15 protein-coding genes are annotated in these 20,334 nt (G+C 38.6%); 2 read left to right on the top strand and 13 right to left on the bottom strand.

The features are described from left to right. Positions 1–28 precede the first annotated feature (28 nt). The 3 genes from glgB to manA all read right to left on the bottom strand — a co-directional run bounded on the left by glgB (position 29) and on the right by manA (position 4,408). Positions 29–2,275 carry a 1,4-alpha-glucan branching protein GlgB gene (gene glgB / locus BR73_RS0114255; RefSeq protein ID WP_051685211.1) on the bottom strand — a complete coding sequence of 749 codons (2,247 nt, stop codon included), beginning with the start codon at positions 2,273–2,275 and terminating at the stop codon, positions 29–31. A 30-nt stretch (positions 2,276–2,305) separates the two neighbouring features. After that, positions 2,306–2,956 (bottom strand): DUF624 domain-containing protein, encoded by a 651-nt coding sequence (locus BR73_RS0114250; protein ID WP_033166079.1) that lies wholly within the window; start codon positions 2,954–2,956, stop codon positions 2,306–2,308. 519 nt (positions 2,957–3,475) lie between these two features. Further along, positions 3,476–4,408, bottom strand: coding sequence for a mannose-6-phosphate isomerase, class I (gene manA / locus BR73_RS0114245; protein ID WP_033166078.1), 933 nt, complete (start codon positions 4,406–4,408; stop codon positions 3,476–3,478). A 515-nt stretch (positions 4,409–4,923) separates the two neighbouring features. Between manA and BR73_RS0114240 the strand changes: the two genes are divergently transcribed. Further along, positions 4,924–6,309, top strand: a complete 1,386-nt coding sequence (locus BR73_RS0114240; RefSeq protein ID WP_033166077.1) for a hypothetical protein — start codon at positions 4,924–4,926, stop codon at positions 6,307–6,309. A gap of 101 nt (positions 6,310–6,410) precedes the next feature. Here the strand turns inward: BR73_RS0114240 and BR73_RS0114235 are convergent, their stop codons facing one another. The 10 genes from BR73_RS0114235 to BR73_RS0114190 form a co-directional block, all read right to left on the bottom strand. Next, entirely contained in the window at positions 6,411–8,636 is a 2,226-nt protein-coding gene (locus tag BR73_RS0114235) for a YcdB/YcdC domain-containing protein (RefSeq protein ID WP_033166076.1), read from the bottom strand. A gap of 167 nt (positions 8,637–8,803) precedes the next feature. Next, complete coding sequence (locus BR73_RS0114230; protein WP_033166075.1) at positions 8,804–10,042, bottom strand: DUF1015 family protein; 1,239 nt, start codon at positions 10,040–10,042, stop codon at positions 8,804–8,806. 162 nt (positions 10,043–10,204) lie between these two features. Further along, positions 10,205–11,374, bottom strand: coding sequence for a phosphoglycerate dehydrogenase (locus tag BR73_RS0114225; protein WP_033166074.1), 1,170 nt, complete (start codon positions 11,372–11,374; stop codon positions 10,205–10,207). Positions 11,375–11,387: 13 nt separating this feature from the next. After that, entirely contained in the window at positions 11,388–12,473 is a 1,086-nt protein-coding gene (gene serC, locus BR73_RS0114220) for a 3-phosphoserine/phosphohydroxythreonine transaminase (protein WP_033166073.1), read from the bottom strand. Positions 12,474–12,687: 214 nt separating this feature from the next. Further along, a complete protein-coding gene (gene ilvB, locus BR73_RS0114215) occupies positions 12,688–14,373 on the bottom strand; it encodes a biosynthetic-type acetolactate synthase large subunit (protein ID WP_033166072.1) in 1,686 nt (561 codons plus the stop codon). 65 nt (positions 14,374–14,438) lie between these two features. Beyond that, positions 14,439–16,112: a dihydroxy-acid dehydratase gene (ilvD, locus tag BR73_RS0114210; RefSeq protein ID WP_033166071.1), complete on the bottom strand. Its 1,674-nt coding sequence runs from the start codon at positions 16,110–16,112 to the stop codon at positions 14,439–14,441. 272 nt (positions 16,113–16,384) lie between these two features. Then, the gene (gene pepT, locus BR73_RS0114205; protein ID WP_033166070.1) at positions 16,385–17,623 is read right to left on the bottom strand and encodes a peptidase T; all 1,239 of its coding nucleotides are present in this window, start codon (positions 17,621–17,623) and stop codon (positions 16,385–16,387) included. A gap of 200 nt (positions 17,624–17,823) precedes the next feature. After that, entirely contained in the window at positions 17,824–18,237 is a 414-nt protein-coding gene (locus BR73_RS0114200; RefSeq protein WP_033166069.1) for an EamA family transporter, read from the bottom strand. Positions 18,238–18,360: 123 nt separating this feature from the next. Further along, positions 18,361–18,837, bottom strand: a complete 477-nt coding sequence (locus tag BR73_RS0114195; protein ID WP_033166068.1) for a GNAT family N-acetyltransferase — start codon at positions 18,835–18,837, stop codon at positions 18,361–18,363. A 27-nt stretch (positions 18,838–18,864) separates the two neighbouring features. Continuing rightward, positions 18,865–19,680 carry a DUF5700 domain-containing putative Zn-dependent protease gene (locus tag BR73_RS0114190; protein ID WP_033166067.1) on the bottom strand — a complete coding sequence of 272 codons (816 nt, stop codon included), beginning with the start codon at positions 19,678–19,680 and terminating at the stop codon, positions 18,865–18,867. A gap of 266 nt (positions 19,681–19,946) precedes the next feature. Between BR73_RS0114190 and BR73_RS0114185 the strand changes: the two genes are divergently transcribed. Further along, positions 19,947–20,321, top strand: a complete 375-nt coding sequence (locus BR73_RS0114185) for an SdpI family protein (protein WP_033166066.1) — start codon at positions 19,947–19,949, stop codon at positions 20,319–20,321. Positions 20,322–20,334: the final 13 nt, after the last annotated feature.

Below are 20,334 nucleotides of genomic sequence, written 5' to 3'. Positions count from 1 at the left end.
ATAATCTGTTTTGTATATAATATATTGCTTATTTCATCTTTTTCTTCTTAACTGCTGCTTCTGTCTCTTCACAGGTAAAAATACTGATCCCCAAAGGCGGTACCACAACAGAAAGGGAATCCTTTCTTCCGTCAGCACCGGTATGCCTGGACTGTTTTACTCTCTTGTTAACATTACCCTGTCCGCCAAACCGGACATAATCACTGTTAAAGATCTCTTTGTATTTCCCCTGGATAGGCACTCCAATAAGAAAATGCTCATACACAACCGGTGTAAAATTACAAATTATCAGCAGGGTATCGCTGCTCTTATCTGTCTTTCTTATAAACGCTATAATACTGTGATCAGCATCCAGACAACTGATCCACTCAAAGCCTCTGTCCTCAAAATCAAAAGCATAAAGTGCCGGATACTTTTTATACAAACGATTTAGTTCCTTGACATATAAGTTAAGGGAAGCATTCCGCTCTTCCTTTAAAAGTTCCCAATCGATTTCTTTCTTTTCGTCCCATTCGCTAAATTGGGCAAACTCCTGTCCCATAAACAGCAGCTTTTTACCGGGATGGCACATCATAAATCCATAAGTGACTCTGAGATTTGCAAATTTATGTTCAATTGTACCTGGCATTTTGTTTATCATGGAGCCTTTGCCATGAACTACTTCATCATGGGACAGCACCAGTATGAATTTCTCACTGAAAGCATAAACCAGGCTAAAGGTAAGCTCGCCATGTCTGCCTTTCCGGAATAATGGATCGCTTTTCATATAACCGGTAAAATCATTCATCCAGCCCAGATTCCATTTCATATGGAATCCCAGTCCATCCTCTTTTAAATCTCCTGTTACTTTAGGCCAGGCGGTTGATTCTTCGGCAATTAATAAACTGCCGTCTTTTCTCTTCTTGACTATAGAATTTAGATGCTTTAACATTTCCATTGCTTCCAGGTTCTCATTGCCGCCATATTTATTAGCAACCCATTCTCCATGGTTTTTCCCATAATCCAGATATAGCATGGAGGCAACCGCATCCATACGAATTCCGTCAACATGGTATTTCTCTATCCAGAAAAGGGCATTGGCAATAAGGAATAAAGAAACCTGCGGTCTTCCGTAATTGTAAATCAGAGTCCCCCAGTGAGGATGGCTTCCCTGTCTGGGATCCAAGTGCTCATAAAGGCAGGTACCGTCAAAATTAGCCAGACCAAAGCTGTCCCTTGGAAAATGAGCCGGTACCCAGTCCAGAATCACACCAATCCCCTGATTGTGAAGATAGTCCATGAAATACATGAAATCCTCCGGCGTACCATACCGGGAAGTAGGTGCATAGTACCCTGTGACCTGATACCCCCAGGAGCCATCAAAAGGATGCTCCATTACCGGCATCAATTCCACATGGGTATACCCCATCTCTTTTACATAATCTGAAATGATTGGTGCCAGTTCCCGGTAATTATAAAATTCTCTGTTATCTCCATTACCGGCATCAGGCTTTTTAAAAGAACCCAGATGCAGTTCGTAGATGTTAATGGGACTTTTACGGTAATCTGATCGTTTACGGGTTTCCAGCCAGTTCTCATCAGACCATGTAAACTGATTCAGATCATAAACAATGGAGGCAGTATCTGGCCTTAGCTGGGCTCTTGAGGCGTAAGGGTCGGCCTTCATAACTACCATTCCGCCTTTGACTTTTATTTCATATTTATAGAGTTCTCCCGTTGTTAAACCGGGAATAAATAGTTCAAAAATACCGGAGTCCTTTAACCGCTTCATGGGATGTCTTCTTCCATCCCATGCATTAAAGTCCCCGACAACACTTACTCTGACGGCATTTGGTGCCCAAACTGCAAAATGCACGCCTGAAACGCCGTCAATATCCTTTGGATGAGCACCAAGTTTATCGTATATGGTATAATGTATGCCCTTTGTAAAGCTGCTTAAATCCGCTTCCGTAAGTACCTGACCAAAAGAATAAGGATCATATAACTCCATTACTGTATCGTTATCATAAGTCACAAGAAGAGTATATGAAGCTGTTTTTTTCAAATTTGGAATCAAAACAGCATAAAAACCATCCTCTTCCATTGTCATGGTATATTCCTTGCCGTTTTTTTTAAGCTTGACTTTAACTAATTTTGCGGTAGGTAAATAGGCTTGTATAAGAAGTCCCCTGTCTGTAATATGGGGGCCAAGAATATTCTGGGGCTGGTCCTCCTCCGAATAAACGATTGCTTCAATCCCCGCCCAATCCATTAAATCATAAAGCACATCCTCCATAAGTAAAAACCCTCCGTACCCTTTATTTTCTTATTCCAGATACCATTCATCTACTCCGGTATTTTCTTCCTCGTCCTCTTTCTTAGGCATATATTTTTTAAATACTCTTTCCATCAGGAAGGATATGAGCAATGCACATACTGCCGGTACAAATACAACAGTAAAAGCAAATAGATACACCAACAGTGCAAAAAACAACACAATAATAATCATAAGTATCGTACTCGGCAGATGTCTGATTGCCATAAAGAAAGATGTTTTGAATAATTGCTTTACACTTGTCTTAAACCTGGACAATACCGGGAACACATATATACTTATGCTTAAGAGTATAAAAAACATACCCGTAAATATACTGAACAATATTGCACCTGCTGTTGATTGCTGTACTTTTGCATAATTCCAGTCAAATGCCAGAATTAATGCCGCAGCTGTTATTATCAGTCCGCTTATTAAGCCCTGCTTGAAATTTGCCTTAAAGGCTTTAAAATACTCTCGTGCTATATAGCCTCTGTCTCTTCTTAAGGACTTGGCAGTGGCATAATAAAGTGCGGTCAGCGCCGGTCCGATCGTAAATAACGGAATACAGGTTACCAGAAATATAATACTTAAAAAAATTGCATCTACGATCTTGTTCAATCCGGTAAAAATAGGATTATCAACATTAAAAATACTGCTCATCAGTTATCTCCTTATACTCGCCTATTTGTTTTTATTAAAAGATGATCTTATTACGTAAAAACTGGATTTTTTCTTTTGTAAGACTGATTTTTCACTACTAAATCTGTATTTCATTTTTGTGCAGCACGTTATAGCTGCTTATTGCCATGCAATTTATTATTCTGATTAAACCATTTATTGTTAACAAATTATTTTTCTTATAAAACATATATTGTTGAACAAGTTATTGTTCTGATTAAGTATTTATTATTGAACAAATTTTTGTTCTTATTAAGCCATTATTATTGAACAAATTTTTGTTCTGATTAAGCCATTATTATTAAACAAATTTTTGTTCTGATTAAGCCATTATTATTGAACAAATTTTTGTTCTGATTAAGCTATTTATTATTGAACAAATTTTTGTTCTGATTAAGCTATTTATTATTGAACAAATTCTTGTTCTGATTAAGCTATTTATTATTGAACAAATTCTTGTTCTGATTAAGCCATTTATACCCGACTATTTAAAATAACTGCTTACATATGGGAAGTAATTAGCTCAATATTTCCCTGGATTGAATATTCACCATAACCAAAAGGCAGGATAAAATGGTCTCCTTTTTTTATTTCTTTTCCGTCTATTTTACCTTCACCTTCTATTACACTGAGTATTGTAAAAGGCTCTGACTGGGTAAAGCTTGTACTGCCATTAACTTTAATCCTATCCACAGTATAGTAATCACAACGAACCAGCTCTTCGATTTCACCATCAGAAACCACGGTTTTCTTTCTTTCCGTATCCTTTAACTGCTGAGGGCAGGTTATAACATCAATACTCTTGTCAATATGAAGTTCTCTGGGTTTTCCATTCTGTAATCTGCCGTAATCATACAGTCTGTAGGTAATGTCACTGTTCTGCTGGGTTTCAAGAATCACTGTTCCTGCTTTTATGGCGTGTACGGTTCCCGGCTCAATCTGAAAGAAATCACCTTTTTTAATGGGAATGACCCTGATAAGCTCCTCCCAACGGTTATCTCTGATCATCTCAGTCAGTTCGTCCTTGTTCTCTGCATTATGCCCGATAACAATTTGTCCATCTTCTTCGCAATTAAGAATATACCAGCATTCGGTCTTACCTAAAGATCCATTTTCAAACTCTTTAGCATAAATATCATCCGGATGTACCTGAATGCTCAAATCCTGCTTAGCATCAATAATCTTTACCAGAAGCGGAAATACCTCTCCGGATACATTACCGAAAAGCTCACGGTGCTGTTCCCACAGGCTGCTCAAGGTCATGCCTTTATACTCTCCTGTCTTTACAGTACAATCGCCGTTTGTATGGGCGCTGACTGCCCAGCACTCACCTGTATTGTCACTGGGGATTTCATAATGAAAATCTGTCCTGAGTCTGTTCCCTCCCCATATCATTTCTTTAAATACCGGTTCTAAAAATAGTATATCTTTCATAACTGCCTCCTAAAAATAAGTATAAGCCTATGTTTATATTACCACAAATACGGAGCTTAAAAAAGTGAAAATTCTCTAAAAATATTGATTCTTGCACACAAATCCATACATATTGCCAGCTTAACCGAGATTCAGCCTTAATTAAGGGTGAGAAAATATCTTATATACCTGCATTTAATAGTATACCCTTCTTACTTGCTTTGAGAAAGTATCTATTGTATTATATTAACAGGGAGAGTGTTAGCAGAAAATGGATAACTTTTTATTAGATTGTTTCGGGTGTTTACAGAAAGAGAGGTAACCATGAAGAGACAAAAATAAATTTATCTTGCATCATATTTTTTCTACCTATTATCATTCTTTTTATTATAACCTGGAAAGGCTATACGAATGAACTAAAGGAGCATGGCAAACCTGGCTCCTCATATATAAAGGGAATATATTATACAGCTGGAGGCAGTAACCTTATTGTTATTACAGAAACAAATAGTTTTGAACATTTATCAGTTAGCTTATTGGATGCTTCTTCCGGTAAACTGCTTTGGGAGAAAAACATAAAAGCAAATGTTTTTGGATTATTGCCCCATTTAACCTATCATAACGATTCGCTTTTACTTCCGACTTATAACAATGATTCAGGCTTACAATTAAACCTGGTTTCAGAGGATGAAATTAAGGAATTGACAGAAGGAGGTCTTCTGGTCCAGGATTATCTGACAGGCGGCTTAGAAGTCTGGCGCAACCGGCTGCTTATAGCCGGAGATACCGGAGGCCCTGAACAATATTTTGCTCAGGCCTATAAGGGTAAATTTCTGAAACTGGATCTGACAGCTTCTGATTTGTTTCCGTCACGGCCAACAGCGATTAACTTTGTAACAGACCTTAGAAATGAATATCCCTTTCCTCTCCTTGAAGTTAACTTAAAGGACGGACGAATTGCCCATATGGAGGGGTTTCTGCAGCAGGAAATACTTCCACAAATACGGGTTGCAGATACAGCTGAAGGTACCTTTAGCGCCAGAGACGAAGCCGCCTTACAGTTTATCAGCAATAGTGAGCCATATAAAACCCAACTGATTCACGAACAATCTGAATATCCGGGAGAAGCCTATTTTTATGATGCTGTTACACAAGAAAATGGCAAAACCCTGGCAACTCCAAATACAGTGTATCAAGCCCGGGTATTCCCATTAAACGAGAATGAAACGCTGATAGCAGGTTCTACCACCCCAGATGAGCTGGACGGCAAAGTGAACGGTTATCTGTATAACGAAGAAAAAGGAGATTTTACAGCTGTCTCTTCCATGCTCAGTCAGTTGAGTTATGAAGAAATAACCGACCCAGATACAGGGTTTTATAAAGAAACCGGCAGTAAAATCTTATATTTTTCACATAGCACTGACAGGGCTGGCTGGTTAGATGTCTCAAACAACAAGGTTGAACTCCTTTCCTCCTCACAGTTAAATGACTGGATGTTTAAACCCTCTTTAACAGGAATATGGAGGTACCTGACAGAGAATGTTGCGCTTGCTGTTAATCTGGCTATATGGCTCATGCTTTTCCTTGTGGCATTTTTATTCCTACTGATTGCTCCTTCTTTATCCAAACTGCGTATGAAACGTCTTCTTAGCGGTATATTAGCTACCGCTGAAATTATAGAACTGTCGGAAACCGGCACATATATAAACGAACAGCCGTTGGTACGCCTCACTGTACGTTTCGAAGATAACGGTCAAATAATTGAAAGGGAAGTGAAAATGCTTGTTTCCATCCTTGAGCCGCCTCAGAGAGGTGAACAGGTTCTTATCAGCTATGACCGAAGAAAGAAAAAAGCTTCCCTTATTACCAAGCAGGAAGCAGAAGAACTTCATCGTAAAAAGGAAGGACCTTCGTCTTATTGAGTAAAAAATTAGGTTCTATAATAAATATAACAAAGAGCCAAAAATTAAGCCGGATTTATACTGCTGACCCCTGGGGTTTTCGTATAAATCCGGCAATTATTTTATTCTATAGAGTTTAACATTGCTACTATCAGATCAGCTGCATCCTGACGTGTAAGTGAGTCGCTGGGGCGAAGCTTGTTATCAGAACCGGGCAGTAAGATCTTTAATCCGTAAGCTATTGCTGCATAACCCATATCAGACTGGCTGATAGAAGCCTGATCGGAAATATTAACAGAATAAATACCGGAAATGGCTGCTGCTTTTTCCAGACCAAGAAGCTGTACTGCAAATTTAGCTGCATTCAACCTGCTGACTGTACTTCCGGTAAGTTTATATTTTGAAGAATTATAGTAGAAATTAGCTTTCTCTATAAAGTTTAACAACTCCTCAGCTGTAATTGCCTGGGTAGGTTTATAAAGTCCGCCGTCAAACCCAATTCCCATATTTGCAAGAATTTTAATATTTCTGGCAGAAGAATTGCCATCTATATCGGTATAAGTGTAAAGTCCTGTAGGTTTCACATATTCCTTTCCTTCATAGTCAAGCTGTTTTCCTGTAAAAGGTGAGAAATATTCAGGAGCAATATCTGTACGGTATACAAGTCTTACAGAAGGAGTCTGAGTATAAACAGCATCGGAAGCAGCTGTATTTTTAGCAGAGGTGATGCTATTCTCATAATACACTTCATAAATCAGTCTGTAACCTTCATTGGCAATATAGTTGGTAAAAGCCTTATCAGCTGAGATGATATTATTAGGTGCTTCAAAGGTAATATTCTTATCCCAGTTATATCCAAAGGAATATACTTTTCCAGTAACACCGTCAACTGCTCCGTTTATATTGTTTGCAGCATAAGCAATTCCTTCATTTACTCTCTGATAGTTATAGCTGTAGCCGCCATATACAGGTTTGGTATCTTTGTATGCTATTACATAATCATCGAAACTTCCGGTATATTCTGTGTTCTTAAAGTAGTCCGGAACCTGCTCTTTTATAAAGCTCTCAAGAGCAGTCTTACCTTGTTTCTGTGTATATTTTACTTTAACGCTATCCCATTGTTCTTTTGTGGTGTCGTAATAGTTTTTCGTACTGGAATGATAGGAAATGATTTTACCGGTTTTTGCATCTACAACAGCATAGGCATATGCCCGGTAAGTATCATTTGAACCCTCTTTAGCTTCTCTGGGATCTGTGAAATTAATATTCCATACATAAGCGGCATCGCTGCTATCACTATTACTCTTATAAAGATTAGCGGTAACTGATGTCATATTCTTATCGAAAAGCAGCTTAGTATTATTCTTAATAGCTTTAATTGCATTTGTTTTGGTGATAAGTCCTTTGATACTGTCAATTTCATTTATTTCCTCAGGAGTGAAACCTGCACCTGCATCTTTTGCAGAACTTTCTGCTGTGGCTTGATTTGAACTGTCAGTCAGCCATTGATTCTGCGTAGTATAGACCTTGCCGGATACTGCATCTACTGCGATATAAGAATTATCGGGGCTATATACCAAAAAGGCTTTAACGCTGCTGCTTTTACCGTCTGCACTCTTTACATAAGCACTCTGATAGGATAAAGTCATTTTTATATTCTTACCGATTTTTGCTGCTGCATCATCCTTTGTGATCTTAACTGTCGATCCGGGAATAGACACATCATACAGCCAGTTAGCAGAATAATTCGTTACTTCACCTGTCTGATAGTTAACGGCTACGCTAACTGTGTTATCCGGCATAGGAATGCCATTCTCAACTCTTTGATACTGATAGGTATAAGTGCCATTGTAAGAGGAAGCTGATGAGGTTTCCGTATATTGAAGCTTACCTGCTATATCGGAGGCAATGGACTTGATAAAAGTATCTGCTTTGGACTTTAATTCATCCTGAAGATAAACCGGTTTATAGGATTTATCCGTATTATAAGAATAATTAGAAATACGTCCTTTTGAATCACTGTTTACATAGATGGTTTTGCTGCCGTCCTTATTGGACCAGGACAGATTCCAAACATATGAATTCCCGCTTCCTGAGTAATAATTATAGGAAAACTTTGATAACTCTGAAGGAACGGTTATTTTACTTTTTACAGCTGTTATTATCTTCTCTAGTTCTGCAGAAGATGCAGTTGCTTCTGAATCAACACCTGCTGCCTTAGTGGCTATAGTTTGAATTGTATTATTAGAAGCTAATGTGCTGGCATCTGCCTTTAAAAAGGGTGCCGGAAGTGTACTAACGATAAGGGCACTTGTTAAGATTACAGTCCCTATTTTCTTTGATATCATAAAAATTCCTCCTTTACTATAATCTCTTTCAATTTCCTTGTTCAACCATTAGACGATGCAAATAATGGTATGGTTCCATTATTTTTCTAAATAATGAAAAAATTTATTTTTATGATTAAATCTTAGAGTTTTAGGAGTAATTGATACCATATAAAGTCACATTGTACTTATATCTTGTGAATAAATAAACCGCTTCTAAGCTTTGGTTCAAACCAGGTAGACTTTGGAGGCATTAGCTCTCCTGCATCGGATACGGCCATTAACTCTTTGATTCCAGTAGGGTACAGAGAAAAAGCAACCTTCATATCCTCTGAAACTCTTCTCTCCAACTCAGCAAGTCCTCTTATTCCTCCTACGAAATCTATCCTTTTATCACTTCGGGGATCTTTTATACCCAGTATATTTTCAAGCAGGTTATCCTGCAGCAAGGATACGTCTAAACCTGCAACCGGATCATCATCTTTTCGATAATCATTTTTAATGACCAGCTTATACCATTTATTTTCCAGATACATTCCATATTCACCTTTTTCTTTTGGTGCATATGCTTTACTGCCCAGCTCCTCGAGGGTAAAATACTCGGTTGTCTTTTTAAGAAATTCCTCTTCCGTATAACCATTTAAATCCTTTACCACCCTGTTATATGGCATAATGAGAAGTTCTTCTGCCGGAAAAAGTACAGACAAAAAGAAATTAAACTCTTCTTTACCGTTATATTCCGGTTGTTCCTCTCTTCTTTTTAAGCCTACTTTTACAGCAGATGCTGCTCTATGATGACCATCTGCAATATAAACAGCAGGTATCTGTTCAAATTCTTCTTTCATGTTGTTTACAACTTCTTCTTGATCCAGTTTCCAGATATTATGGCTAATACCATCTGCTGAAGTAAAGCCATAGAGCTTTTCTTCCAGCTTTTTGCTGTCAATAAGCTCTTTCACTCTGTCAGAGTTCCGGTAAGTCAGAAAAATTGGGCCGGTTTGAGCATTGCACCTGTCAATATGATTTATTCTGTCAAGTTCCTTGTCTGTTCTGGTATTCTCATGACGTTTTATTACACCGCTCACATAATCATCAACAGAAGCACAAGCTACAAGGCCAGTCTGGCTTCTTCCCTCCATTATAAGCTCATAGATATAGAAACATTCTTTTTCCTCTGTAACAAATTCACCGTTTTTTAGCATTTCTTCCAGTAAATCCTTTGCTTTCTCATATACAGCAGTATCATAGGTGGAAACATGATCCGGAAAATTCGTTTCTGCCCTGTCTATCCTAAGAAAAGAATGAGGTTCTTTTGCTATTTCCGCTTTAGCCTCCTCACGGTTATAAACATCATAAGGCAGCGCAGCTATTTTTTCAGCCAGGTCTTTCTCAGGTCTTATTGCTTTAAATGGTTTTATCCTTGCCATAGATTTTACCTCCTGGTAATAAATATTTTTTATGTTTATTTTTCAGATAAAATGCCTGTTTTTAATAGCCCGGAACGTTTAATCCTGTTCAAAAAAGGCTAATACCAGAAGTATCTTGATATCCTCTGGCATTAACCTGTCTGTCAACTATTATTCAGAGTATTATGACAAGGTCCTTACCTTTAGTACTCCGTCAATACTTTGAAGTTTATCTGCAAATCCATTTTCAATGGTGCCTTCAATATCAATAACTGTATAGGCATAATCGCCTTTACTTTTGTTGATAAGGTTGGAGATATTGATATTTTCAGCTGAAAATACTCCTGTAAACTGTGAGAGCATATTGGGAATATTCTTGTGATTAATTGTAACCCTGGTCCCTCCGGTAAAGGTTCCGGCATCACAATCCGGATAATTTACGGAATTTTTTATAATTCCATGTTCCATATAATCCTTAATCTGTTTAACAGCCATTACCGCACAGTTATCCTCTGACTCTTCCGTGGAAGCACCCAGATGGGGAATAGCAATTACTCCTTCCATTCCAGCTGTCTTCTCATTGGGGAAATCCGTTACATAGGAGGATACCTTGCCGGATTTTAAGGCTTCTTCCATATCCTCATCATTCACCAGCAGATCTCTTGCAAAGTTTAGTATTACAACGCCATCCTTGCATTTTGACAGAGTTTCCTTGTTAATCATTTTCTTTGTATCCTCTATTAAAGGTACATGAAGTGTAATATAATCGCATTCTCTATAAATATCTTCTTTGGATTTTACAGCGATGATATCCCTGGATAAATTCCAGGCATGTTCAACTGATATATAAGGGTCACATCCATATACCTGCATCCCTAAACGATTCGCTGCATTAGCAACCAGGACTCCGATAGCTCCAAGTCCGATAACACCAAGCTTCTTGCCCTGGATTTCTTTCCCGGCAAACTTTGCTTTGCCTTTCTCCACCAGTTTAGCAACTTCCTGCTCCTCTTTGATGGTCTGAACCCAGTTGATACCACCCACGATATTTCTGGAAGCCAGCATAAGTCCCGCTATTACAAGTTCCTTAACACCGTTGGCATTTGCTCCAGGTGTATTAAAAACTACAATACCGTCAGCAGCACATTTATCAAGAGGAATATTATTAACTCCTGCCCCTGCTCTGGCGATGGCTTTGATACCTTCAGGAAGTTCCAGCTCATGCATGGAAGCGCTTCTAACAAGAACAGCATCTGCCGCGTCCAGGCTGTCTTCTTTCTTATAATCCTCTGTAAAAAGGTTAAGTCCTATTGCAGCTATGGGGTTGAGGCAATTATATTTAAATTTTGACATAAGCACTCCTTTTTTATTTAAAATTTCTCGCTTCAAAATCCTTCATGAATTCAACCAGTTTCTGAACACCTTCAATAGGCATTGCATTATAGATACTTGCACGCATGCCGCCTACGCTTCTGTGCCCTTTTAAGTTCTCAAAGCCAGCTGCCTTCGCTTCTTTCACGAATTTGGCATCCAGTTCTTCATCCCCGGTAACGAAAGGAACATTCATAAGAGAGCGGTCTTCTTTTACAACGGTACCCTTAAAGAGTTTACTCTCATCCAGGTAATCATAAAGCACTGCTGCTTTCTTTTCATTCAGTTCTTTCATTGCCTCCAGGCCACCAAGCTTCTTAAGCCATTTGAAGACTTTACCGCAGATATAGATTCCATAAGCAGGAGGTGTATTATACAGAGATTCATTGTCTGCATGAATCTTATATTTTAACATAGTAGGTGTTCCAGGAAGGGTATCCTCTGTAATTAGATCTTCTCTGATAATAACGATAACAACACCGGCAGGTCCTACGTTCTTCTGTACGCCGCCGTAAATAAGTCCGTATTTCGAAACATCCACAGGCTCTGACAGAAAACAGGAGGATACGTCAGCAACCAGAGGTTTTCCTTTGGTATTCGGAAGAGTCTTGAACTTGGTTCCGTAAATAGTATTATTCTCACATATGTAAACATAGTCTGCATCTTCACTGACAGGTAGATCTGAGCAGTCAGGAATATAAGAGAAAGTCTTATCCTCAGAGGATGCTATCTTGTTCGCAGTTCCGTAAATCTTAGCCTCCTGGAAGGCTTTCTTAGCCCACTGACCGGTAACAATGTAGTCTGCAACTTTGTTCTTCATTAAGTTCATGGGAATCATTGCAAACTGCTGTGAAGCACCACCCTGTAAGAAAAGCACCTTATAATTATCAGGGATGTTCATAAGCTCCCTAAGGTCTGCTTCTGCCTCATGTATTATTGTCTCATAGGGTTTGGATCTATGACTCATCTCCATAACCGACATTCCGGTTCCTCTGTAGTCTAACATCTCTTCTGCTGCTTCTCTTAGTACTTCCTCCGGTAACACCGCCGGGCCTGCTGAAAAATTATAAACTCTTGCCACTTAAATATCCTCCTTATATATTCAGTCAGAGCACGGAAATTGAGCTCCTTTGCTCTGCCAGATTTACGCTTGACCACTTTAATCCATTACATTATAAAACTTAGTTAAAATATAGTCAATATATTATTAAAAAACAGATATTTCCAAATATTGTTACAACATATGAATTACATATAAGTTGAATGATTTAATCTTCGGAAATATCTGTTTTTGCTTATTTATTATTTGCTTTTAGGTCTTCTTCAGTAAAGACTTCTTCTATTGCTGCTCCTGGTGCAACCATGGGCCACACTTTGTCATCACTTTCAATAATACAGTCTATTACAACGGGAATATTCAGAGAAATTGCTTCCCTCATAACTCCTTCTATTTCTTCTTTTTTAGTAACCCGATAAGCCTTTGCTCCCATAGCCTCAGCCAGTTTCACAAAGTCCACGCTATCAGATAACGTTGTGTAGGAATATCTTTCCCCGTAGAACAGCGACTGCCATTGTCTGACCATTCCCAGTACATGATTATTAAATATAACCTGAATAACAGGAATATTGTATCTGGTGGCCGTAGCAATTTCGTTCATGTTCATACGGAAACATCCGTCACCGGCAATATTTATTACTACTTTATCAGGGTTGGCTACTTTGGCTCCGATACAGGCACCGAGTCCGTAGCCCATGGTTCCAAGGCCGCCTGAGGTTATAAAGGTTCTGGGATTTTTATATTTAAAATACTGGGCCGACCACATCTGATGCTGGCCTACTTCTGTAGTTATGATTGCATCTCCGCCTGTTATCTCATATAATTTCTCCAGAATATAGGGTCCGGTAAGTCCGCTTTCACGGTATTTCAAGGGATACTTTTCCTTCATGGCAAGTACATGATCAATCCACTCTTCATGCTTCTGATCAGAAAGTTTCTCATTGAGAGCCTTTAATACTTCTTTGATATCACCTATCAGCGCATGATGAACAAGTACATTCTTATTAATTTCTGCCGCATCGATATCTATTTGAAGTATTTTGGCATTTCTCGCAAAACGTGCTGTATTACCGGTTACTCTGTCACTGAATCTGGAGCCGATAGTTATTAAGAGATCACATTCCGTAACACTTAAATTAGCAGTCTTTGTTCCATGCATGCCAAGCATTCCGGTATAATAAGGGTCATCTCCGCTGAAGGCACCTTTACCCATTAATGTATCCGTAACCGGAGCATCCGTCTTTCTTACGAACTCCCTTACTTCTTCATAAGCGTCGGATATTACAGCTCCACCGCCTACAAAGACTACAGGTCGCTTAGAATTTTCGATAAGCTCTAAAGCACCTTCAATATCTTCGGTAGTAAAGGTATTATTTATTCGTTCTATTACCGGTGGTTCTACTCTTAAATATTCTGCCTTGTTAGCAGTAACATCCTTTGCGATGTCTACCAGCACAGGTCCCGGTCTTCCAGTCTGCGCAATTAAAAATGCTTTCCTTAAGGTATCTGCAAGCTGGGTTACATCCTTTACGATAAAGTTATGTTTGGTTACAGGCATGGTAATACCTGCAATATCAACTTCCTGAAAACTATCCTTGCCAAGAAGATTAACTGCTACATTTCCTGTGATTGCAACCATAGGTACTGAATCCATATATGCTGTTGCAATACCGGTAACCAGATTCGTTGCGCCCGGTCCGCTGGTAGCTAAGCATACACCTACTTTTCCGGTGGATCTTGCATAACCGTCTGCTGCGTGGGAGGCTCCCTGCTCATGGGAGGTTAATATATGCCGTATTTCATCCTGATGTCTGTATAATTCATCGTAGATATTTAAAACAGCTCCTCCGGGGTACCCGAATATGGTATCCACTCCCTGCTCCTTTAAACATTCTACTAATATCTGTGATCCTGTTAACTGCATTCTACACCTCTCTATTTAGCCTAATCGTGATTTTCCAAGTAAATGGTGCTTGTTCTTTTTCTTACTTAGAATTTACCCGGTACCTCTAATATAGCGCCTCTGCTGGCTGAAGTTACCATAGCAGTATATCTTGCCAGGTAACCTGAGGTTACTTTGGGTTGTTTTGGCTGCCATTTTTCTCTTCGTTTATTAAGTTCTTCTTCAGAAACTGCAACATTTAAAACATTGGCTGTAATATCTATCTGAATAATATCGCCTTCTTCGATTAGGGCAATATTTCCGCCTACTGCTGCTTCGGGGCATACATGTCCGATACTTGCTCCTCTGGAAGCACCGGAAAATCTTCCATCAGTTATCAGAGCTACGCTGGAGCCAAGCCCCATGCCCATAATTGCAGAGGTTGGATTAAGCATCTCTCTCATACCAGGGCCGCCTTTTGGACCTTCATAACGAATAACTACAACATCCCCGGGATTGATCTTGCCGCCTTTAATTGCAACGATGGCATCGTCTTCACAATCAAATACTCTTGCTGGTCCTTCATGCTTAAGCATCTCAGGAGCTACAGCGGAACGTTTTACTACAGCGGAATCTGTAGCCAGGTTACCTTTTAGGACAGCAATTCCACCTGTTTCACTATATGGATTATCTATGCTTCTTATAACCTCTGTATCCAGGTTTATACAGTGTTCTATATTTTCTCCCACTGTTTTGCCGGTTACTGTAATCAGATCGGTATACAGCAGGTCTTTCTTGTTTAATTCATTCATTACAGCGTATACACCGCCGGCTTCATTCAGATCTTCCATATATATGTGGCCTGCCGGTGCCAGATGGCATAGATTCGGTGTCTTTGCACTGATTTCATTGGCAAGCTCAAGATTTAAGTCCACTCCTGCCTCATGTGCTATGGCAGGTAAATGAAGCATACTGTTGGTAGAACAGCCAAGTGCCATATCCACTGTCAGAGCGTTTAGGAATGCTTCCTTCACCATAATGTCTTTGGGTCTGATATTCTTCTCAAGTAGTTCCATGATCTTCATGCCTGCCTGCTTCGCAAGGCGGATTCTTTCGGAATATACTGCTGGTATTGTACCGTTACCTTTTAACCCCATTCCAAGTACTTCTGTAAGGCAATTCATACTGTTTGCCGTATACATACCGGAACAGGAACCTGCTGTAGGACACACCTTACAGGCATATTCCTCTACATCCTCTTCTGACATCTTTCCTGCGCTGTAAGCTCCAACCGCTTCAAACATACTGGAGAGACTTGTCTTCTCACCCTTGACTCTTCCAGCAAGCATAGGCCCACCGCTTACAAAGATAGTTGGGATATTGACTCTGGCAGCTGCCATTAAAAGTCCCGGTACATTCTTATCACAGTTTGGTACCATTACAAGAGCATCGAAAGCATGTGCCATTGCCATGGCTTCGGTGGAGTCAGCTATTAAATCTCTGGTAACAAGGGAATATCTCATTCCTGTATGTCCCATGGATATTCCGTCGCATACAGCAATTGCCGGAAACACGATAGGGGTACCGCCTGCCATTGCAACTCCCATCTTAACTGCATCCACAATCTTGTCCAGATTCATATGACCCGGTACAATCTCATTGTAAGAGCTGACGATACCAATAAGAGGCCTGCTTAGTTCTTCCTTGGTAATGCCTAAGGCATTAAAAAGCGATCTATGGGGTGCTTGTTGTATTCCTGTTTTCACTGAGTCACTGTTCATAGCAATACCACCTTTTCTCTAATTTGACGCTGTAATGTATAAAATTACGGTGTTTCCGTATATAATAACTTAATTTAAATAAAAAATCAATACAAAAATCTTTATTAAGACAACTTTAGGAAGGGGCTCAGTTAATATTATTATCTGCCCCTTCGTTTCAAAACTTCTGGAGTCTGCATATTCCCTTACATATAAGCACAAAAAAGAAGTATCTGCCAAAAGGTATTGTAGCCACCCTTGGTAAATACTTCGTAATGTTTGAGTTAATTCAATTATTTTGAATTTTCCTGTGTTGCATATATTTCCACAATTTTTAATAAAATTTCAACAACTTTCTCCATGGATTGTACGGGTATATATTCATACCTGCCGTGAAAGTTGCTGCCGCCGGTGCAGATATTGGGGCAAGGCAGACCCATATAGGATAATCTGGCACCATCCGTACCTCCGCGGATGGGAACAACAATAGGTGTAACCCCTAATTCCTCCATAGCACGTCTTGCATTATCAATTAAGTGCATATGAGGTTCAACCTTTTCTTTCATATTATAATAGGAATCCTTGACTTCAACTGTAAAGGTTCCATCCCCGTATTTCTCATTAAGGTATTCGCCGATTTTTAAGAATCTTGCTTTCTTGGCTTCGAACTGTGCTTTATCATGATCACGGATAATATATACAGCCCTTGCAGAGTCTACGGTTCCCTCAAGTGCATTTAACATATAAAAGCCCTCATAATTCTCTGTATGCATCGGGTCTTCATGAGCAGGAAGCATATTCTGAAATTCCATGGCAAGGAGCAGGGCATTCACCATCTTATTTTTGGCGGAACCGGGATGAATACTCCTGCCTTGAATTTGTAATTTTCCGGAGGCTGCATTGAAGTTCTCATATTCAATCTCACCTAATTCGCCGCCGTCAACAGTATAGGCAAAATCTGCGCCAAAACCTTCCACGTCAAAGAAGTCTACACCTCTTCCTACTTCTTCATCCGGAGTAAAGCCAATCTGAATGGTTCCATGCTCTATTTCGGGATGTGTCAGAAGTGTTTCCGCAAGAGTCATAATTTCAGCAACACCGGCTTTGTCATCTGCGCCTAAGAGAGTGGTTCCGTCTGTTACGATTAAGTCTTTTCCCTTGGAAAAAGTTAAGCTGGGATAGTCAATAGGGTTCATTTTTATATTCAGGTCTTTGTTCAGTACAATTTCACCGCCGTCATAATTCTTGATAATCTGCGGTTTAACATTTGCTCCGCTGATTGCATTGGATGTATCCATATGAGATACAAAACCAATTACAGGAAGCTTTTTGTCAGTATTAGCCGGTATGGTGGCATATACATAGCAATTATCGGACAGTCTTACATTGGAAGCTCCGATTTCCTTTAATTCCTTTACGAGGAGCTTCGCCAGATTTCTTTGTTTCTCTGTGCTGGGTACGGCCTCTACATCATCCTGGGATTGGGTATCAACTTTTACATATTCTAAAAATCTGTCAATTACATTTTTCATAATTTACACCTTTGTATATCACAGTCAGACTGTGATACTGCCGCAGAACTTATTTATACAGAGTGGTTCATCTGTAAGCGGCAACCTTTCTTCTATTATTTTTACATAAAAGCTTTTGATTCTGATACGATTTGTCGCTGATATGCATCTGTCTGTGAGGACAGAATTCAATAGTTGATATAATATTTTACCTGTACATGTCATAAAACTAATACAAGCATTCCGATTGTAATTATTACACCACCTAAAATGGTTTTGGCATTGAGAGGTTCACCGAGAAATAAAAATGCAAGAATCATAGTTATGACAACGCTGAATTTGTCAACAGGAACAACTTTGGAAGCCTCTCCTATTTGCAGTGCTTTGAAATAGCATAACCAAGAAAGCCCCGTTGCTATACCGGATAAAATAAGAAATATCCAACTCTTTTGTGTTATATCAGGTATTTCTTTATATTTACCTGTCAGGAAAACTATAAGCCAAGCCATAATTAGTACTACAATGGTTCTAACAGCAGTGCCTACATTGGAATTCACGTTCTTCATACCGGTTTTCGCAAGGATTGAGGTTAATGCTGCAAAAAAAGCTGACAATAATGCGTAAAAAATCCACATTTTACTATCTCCTTTCTCTGTTCTATTGTATACAAAAGAGTTAAAATTCTCAAGTATTATTTTGTATGTAATAAATTGGTACAAAACTTTGTTCCGTCTCAATTAATTAAATCCCAATTAAATTCATTTTAACTCCATCTCAAACTCAATTTCATGCTTTATTGGAATTCCCTCAAAGCCAAATTGAGGAATCTGAGGTTTGATTTCTCTTGATTTTTCAATTGCATTATGATACAAGGCAGTAAAATCAAATCCTCGCTTTTGATAAAACCGCATGGCAGACGTATTATCATTTGTTGTTATCAAAAAGATCCTCCTGCAACTGTTAACTTTGGCATGACTTATAACAGCATTAAGTAAAGAAGTGCCAACCCCTCTATTTTCTTTGAAGCTGTCAAGGGATATAACTTCACATTCCAAACCTTGAATAAAATATGTTATTATACCAATAAGAGAATCATTTTCCATGGCAGCATAACCGTCCAGCTCTTCTGTATTGTAAATCATACCTCTGGTTACAATGATAGAACTGCCCCAATTTTCAATTATCGCAGCTGTTACAGCTTTACGTATGCCTTTATCTATTTTTATTAGTTCCATACAAACCTCCTTCTCCCTAACTAATTGCTAATCGTTATATTTTACTGCTTTTGCCGAGAAGCCGGCATAGCCTTCTTCAAATACTGTCCTTAACCCCTGTATGCCATTCTTTTGCCAGCATTCCACTAAGTAAAGCATTCCGCTCATACAGGCAAATTTATCAAAGTAATTGCCATAAACAGCATCATACAGATATTTTTCCTGTTCTTGTTTATCTGTTGCTTTAAGTGCTTCTTGCATCTTTCGTCCGGTGGCTTCTTTTACTTTATTCCATCGCTCCTCTTTCCAGTCAATGGAATCGATGTCTTTATCTTCAAAAGAAACCAAATGAGCAAAACCTTCATGAAAAGTGTTGGCATCAAGATTAGTAAGGTAACATTCACTTTTTGTATCCTCATCAATACCAGTAACTGTCTCACCTATACAGATATGACACAGTTCATGGGTTAATAAATTATGTATAACCGACCTCATATTACATTTCCCCTCATATTTAACCCATAAACCAAGGTCCAGAATGACATGATTACACCCATCTGGAGCTTTTAGCACAGTAGCATCATTAGGCTCAGGAAACCCTACTATAAGATTAATTGTTACCTCACCGATTATACGCTTCCATTCCGGAAAAATCGCTTCCCATATATTTAGATTACAAGGAATAAAATTCTCTATGATTTCTCTGATTTGCGAATAGATTCTACTCACAGCTTCAATATGGTCCTTGTCGTAGGATGGCTCCTGATAACAATAGCCTTCTTTTAAAAAGTACCAGTTTTCTGAAAATATATCAACTGATTTCCTGTCTATATATGCTTTTACAATAGCTGATTCTAATTTCATCTTTTTCCTCCCTTGTATATCCAAATTTTCGTCTTAATATTCCTGTAGCAATTATTTAAAATCAAGTTTTATTTCACACTGAAATCATATTAATTATAATTACCACTACGCAATACTTCTATAAAGTAATAATTGAACCGGCTCAACCATTCTTTGAGTAATTTTTTATTTTTAGTACCTATGTTAAATTATTGTAATATATAGTATAATAATGTATACTGCTTTATTTAACATATTAGATATCATTATTTAAAGGAGGCTCTGTTATGTTATTTATCTTTTTAAGCATTTGGATTTTTATTGCTCTTCCTCTGTTAATGGCATTAGTATGCATATCTATGACCAGTTCAATAAGAGATAACCGTAATAAAAGTGCAGGCTATAGAACGACAGCTTCTATGAAATCCCGAAATAACTGGAATATGGCTAATAGAACCTTTGGTTACTGCTCATTAATTGTCGCCTTCTTAAACCTGGTGGCTGTAATTCTGACATATAAAGTACTTATTCCACAGAAACTGATAGATAACGGAATCCAGAGTTTTTATATTAATCTTATAGTTTTTATTTTAGGTGTTTCAGGATCCATTATTTTTACTGAACTACAGTTAAAAAAACATAAAAAATCTGATTTGGAATAAATTTAAAAATCTG

Origin of the sequence: Clostridium sp. KNHs205 (assembly GCF_000702945.1) — a bacterium.
Classification (GTDB): domain Bacteria; phylum Bacillota; class Clostridia; order Lachnospirales; family Lachnospiraceae; genus Anaerocolumna.
This window is presented reverse-complemented; position numbering and strand designations above follow the sequence as displayed.

Coding starts and splice junctions, on each gene's coding strand:
- glgB (WP_051685211.1), bottom strand. CDS start 2,275: ATGGAGGATGTGCTTTATGATTTAATGGATTGGGCGGGGATTGAAGCA.
- BR73_RS0114250 (WP_033166079.1), bottom strand. CDS start 2,956: ATGAGCAGTATTTTTAATGTTGATAATCCTATTTTTACCGGATTGAAC.
- manA (WP_033166078.1), bottom strand. CDS start 4,408: ATGAAAGATATACTATTTTTAGAACCGGTATTTAAAGAAATGATATGG.
- BR73_RS0114235 (WP_033166076.1), bottom strand. CDS start 8,636: ATGATATCAAAGAAAATAGGGACTGTAATCTTAACAAGTGCCCTTATC.
- BR73_RS0114230 (WP_033166075.1), bottom strand. CDS start 10,042: ATGGCAAGGATAAAACCATTTAAAGCAATAAGACCTGAGAAAGACCTG.
- BR73_RS0114225 (WP_033166074.1), bottom strand. CDS start 11,374: ATGTCAAAATTTAAATATAATTGCCTCAACCCCATAGCTGCAATAGGA.
- ilvB (WP_033166072.1), bottom strand. CDS start 14,373: ATGCAGTTAACAGGATCACAGATATTAGTAGAATGTTTAAAGGAGCAG.
- ilvD (WP_033166071.1), bottom strand. CDS start 16,112: ATGAACAGTGACTCAGTGAAAACAGGAATACAACAAGCACCCCATAGA.
- pepT (WP_033166070.1), bottom strand. CDS start 17,623: ATGAAAAATGTAATTGACAGATTTTTAGAATATGTAAAAGTTGATACC.
- BR73_RS0114200 (WP_033166069.1), bottom strand. CDS start 18,237: ATGTGGATTTTTTACGCATTATTGTCAGCTTTTTTTGCAGCATTAACC.
- BR73_RS0114195 (WP_033166068.1), bottom strand. CDS start 18,837: ATGGAACTAATAAAAATAGATAAAGGCATACGTAAAGCTGTAACAGCT.
- BR73_RS0114190 (WP_033166067.1), bottom strand. CDS start 19,680: ATGAAATTAGAATCAGCTATTGTAAAAGCATATATAGACAGGAAATCA.
- BR73_RS0114185 (WP_033166066.1), top strand. CDS start 19,947: ATGTTATTTATCTTTTTAAGCATTTGGATTTTTATTGCTCTTCCTCTG.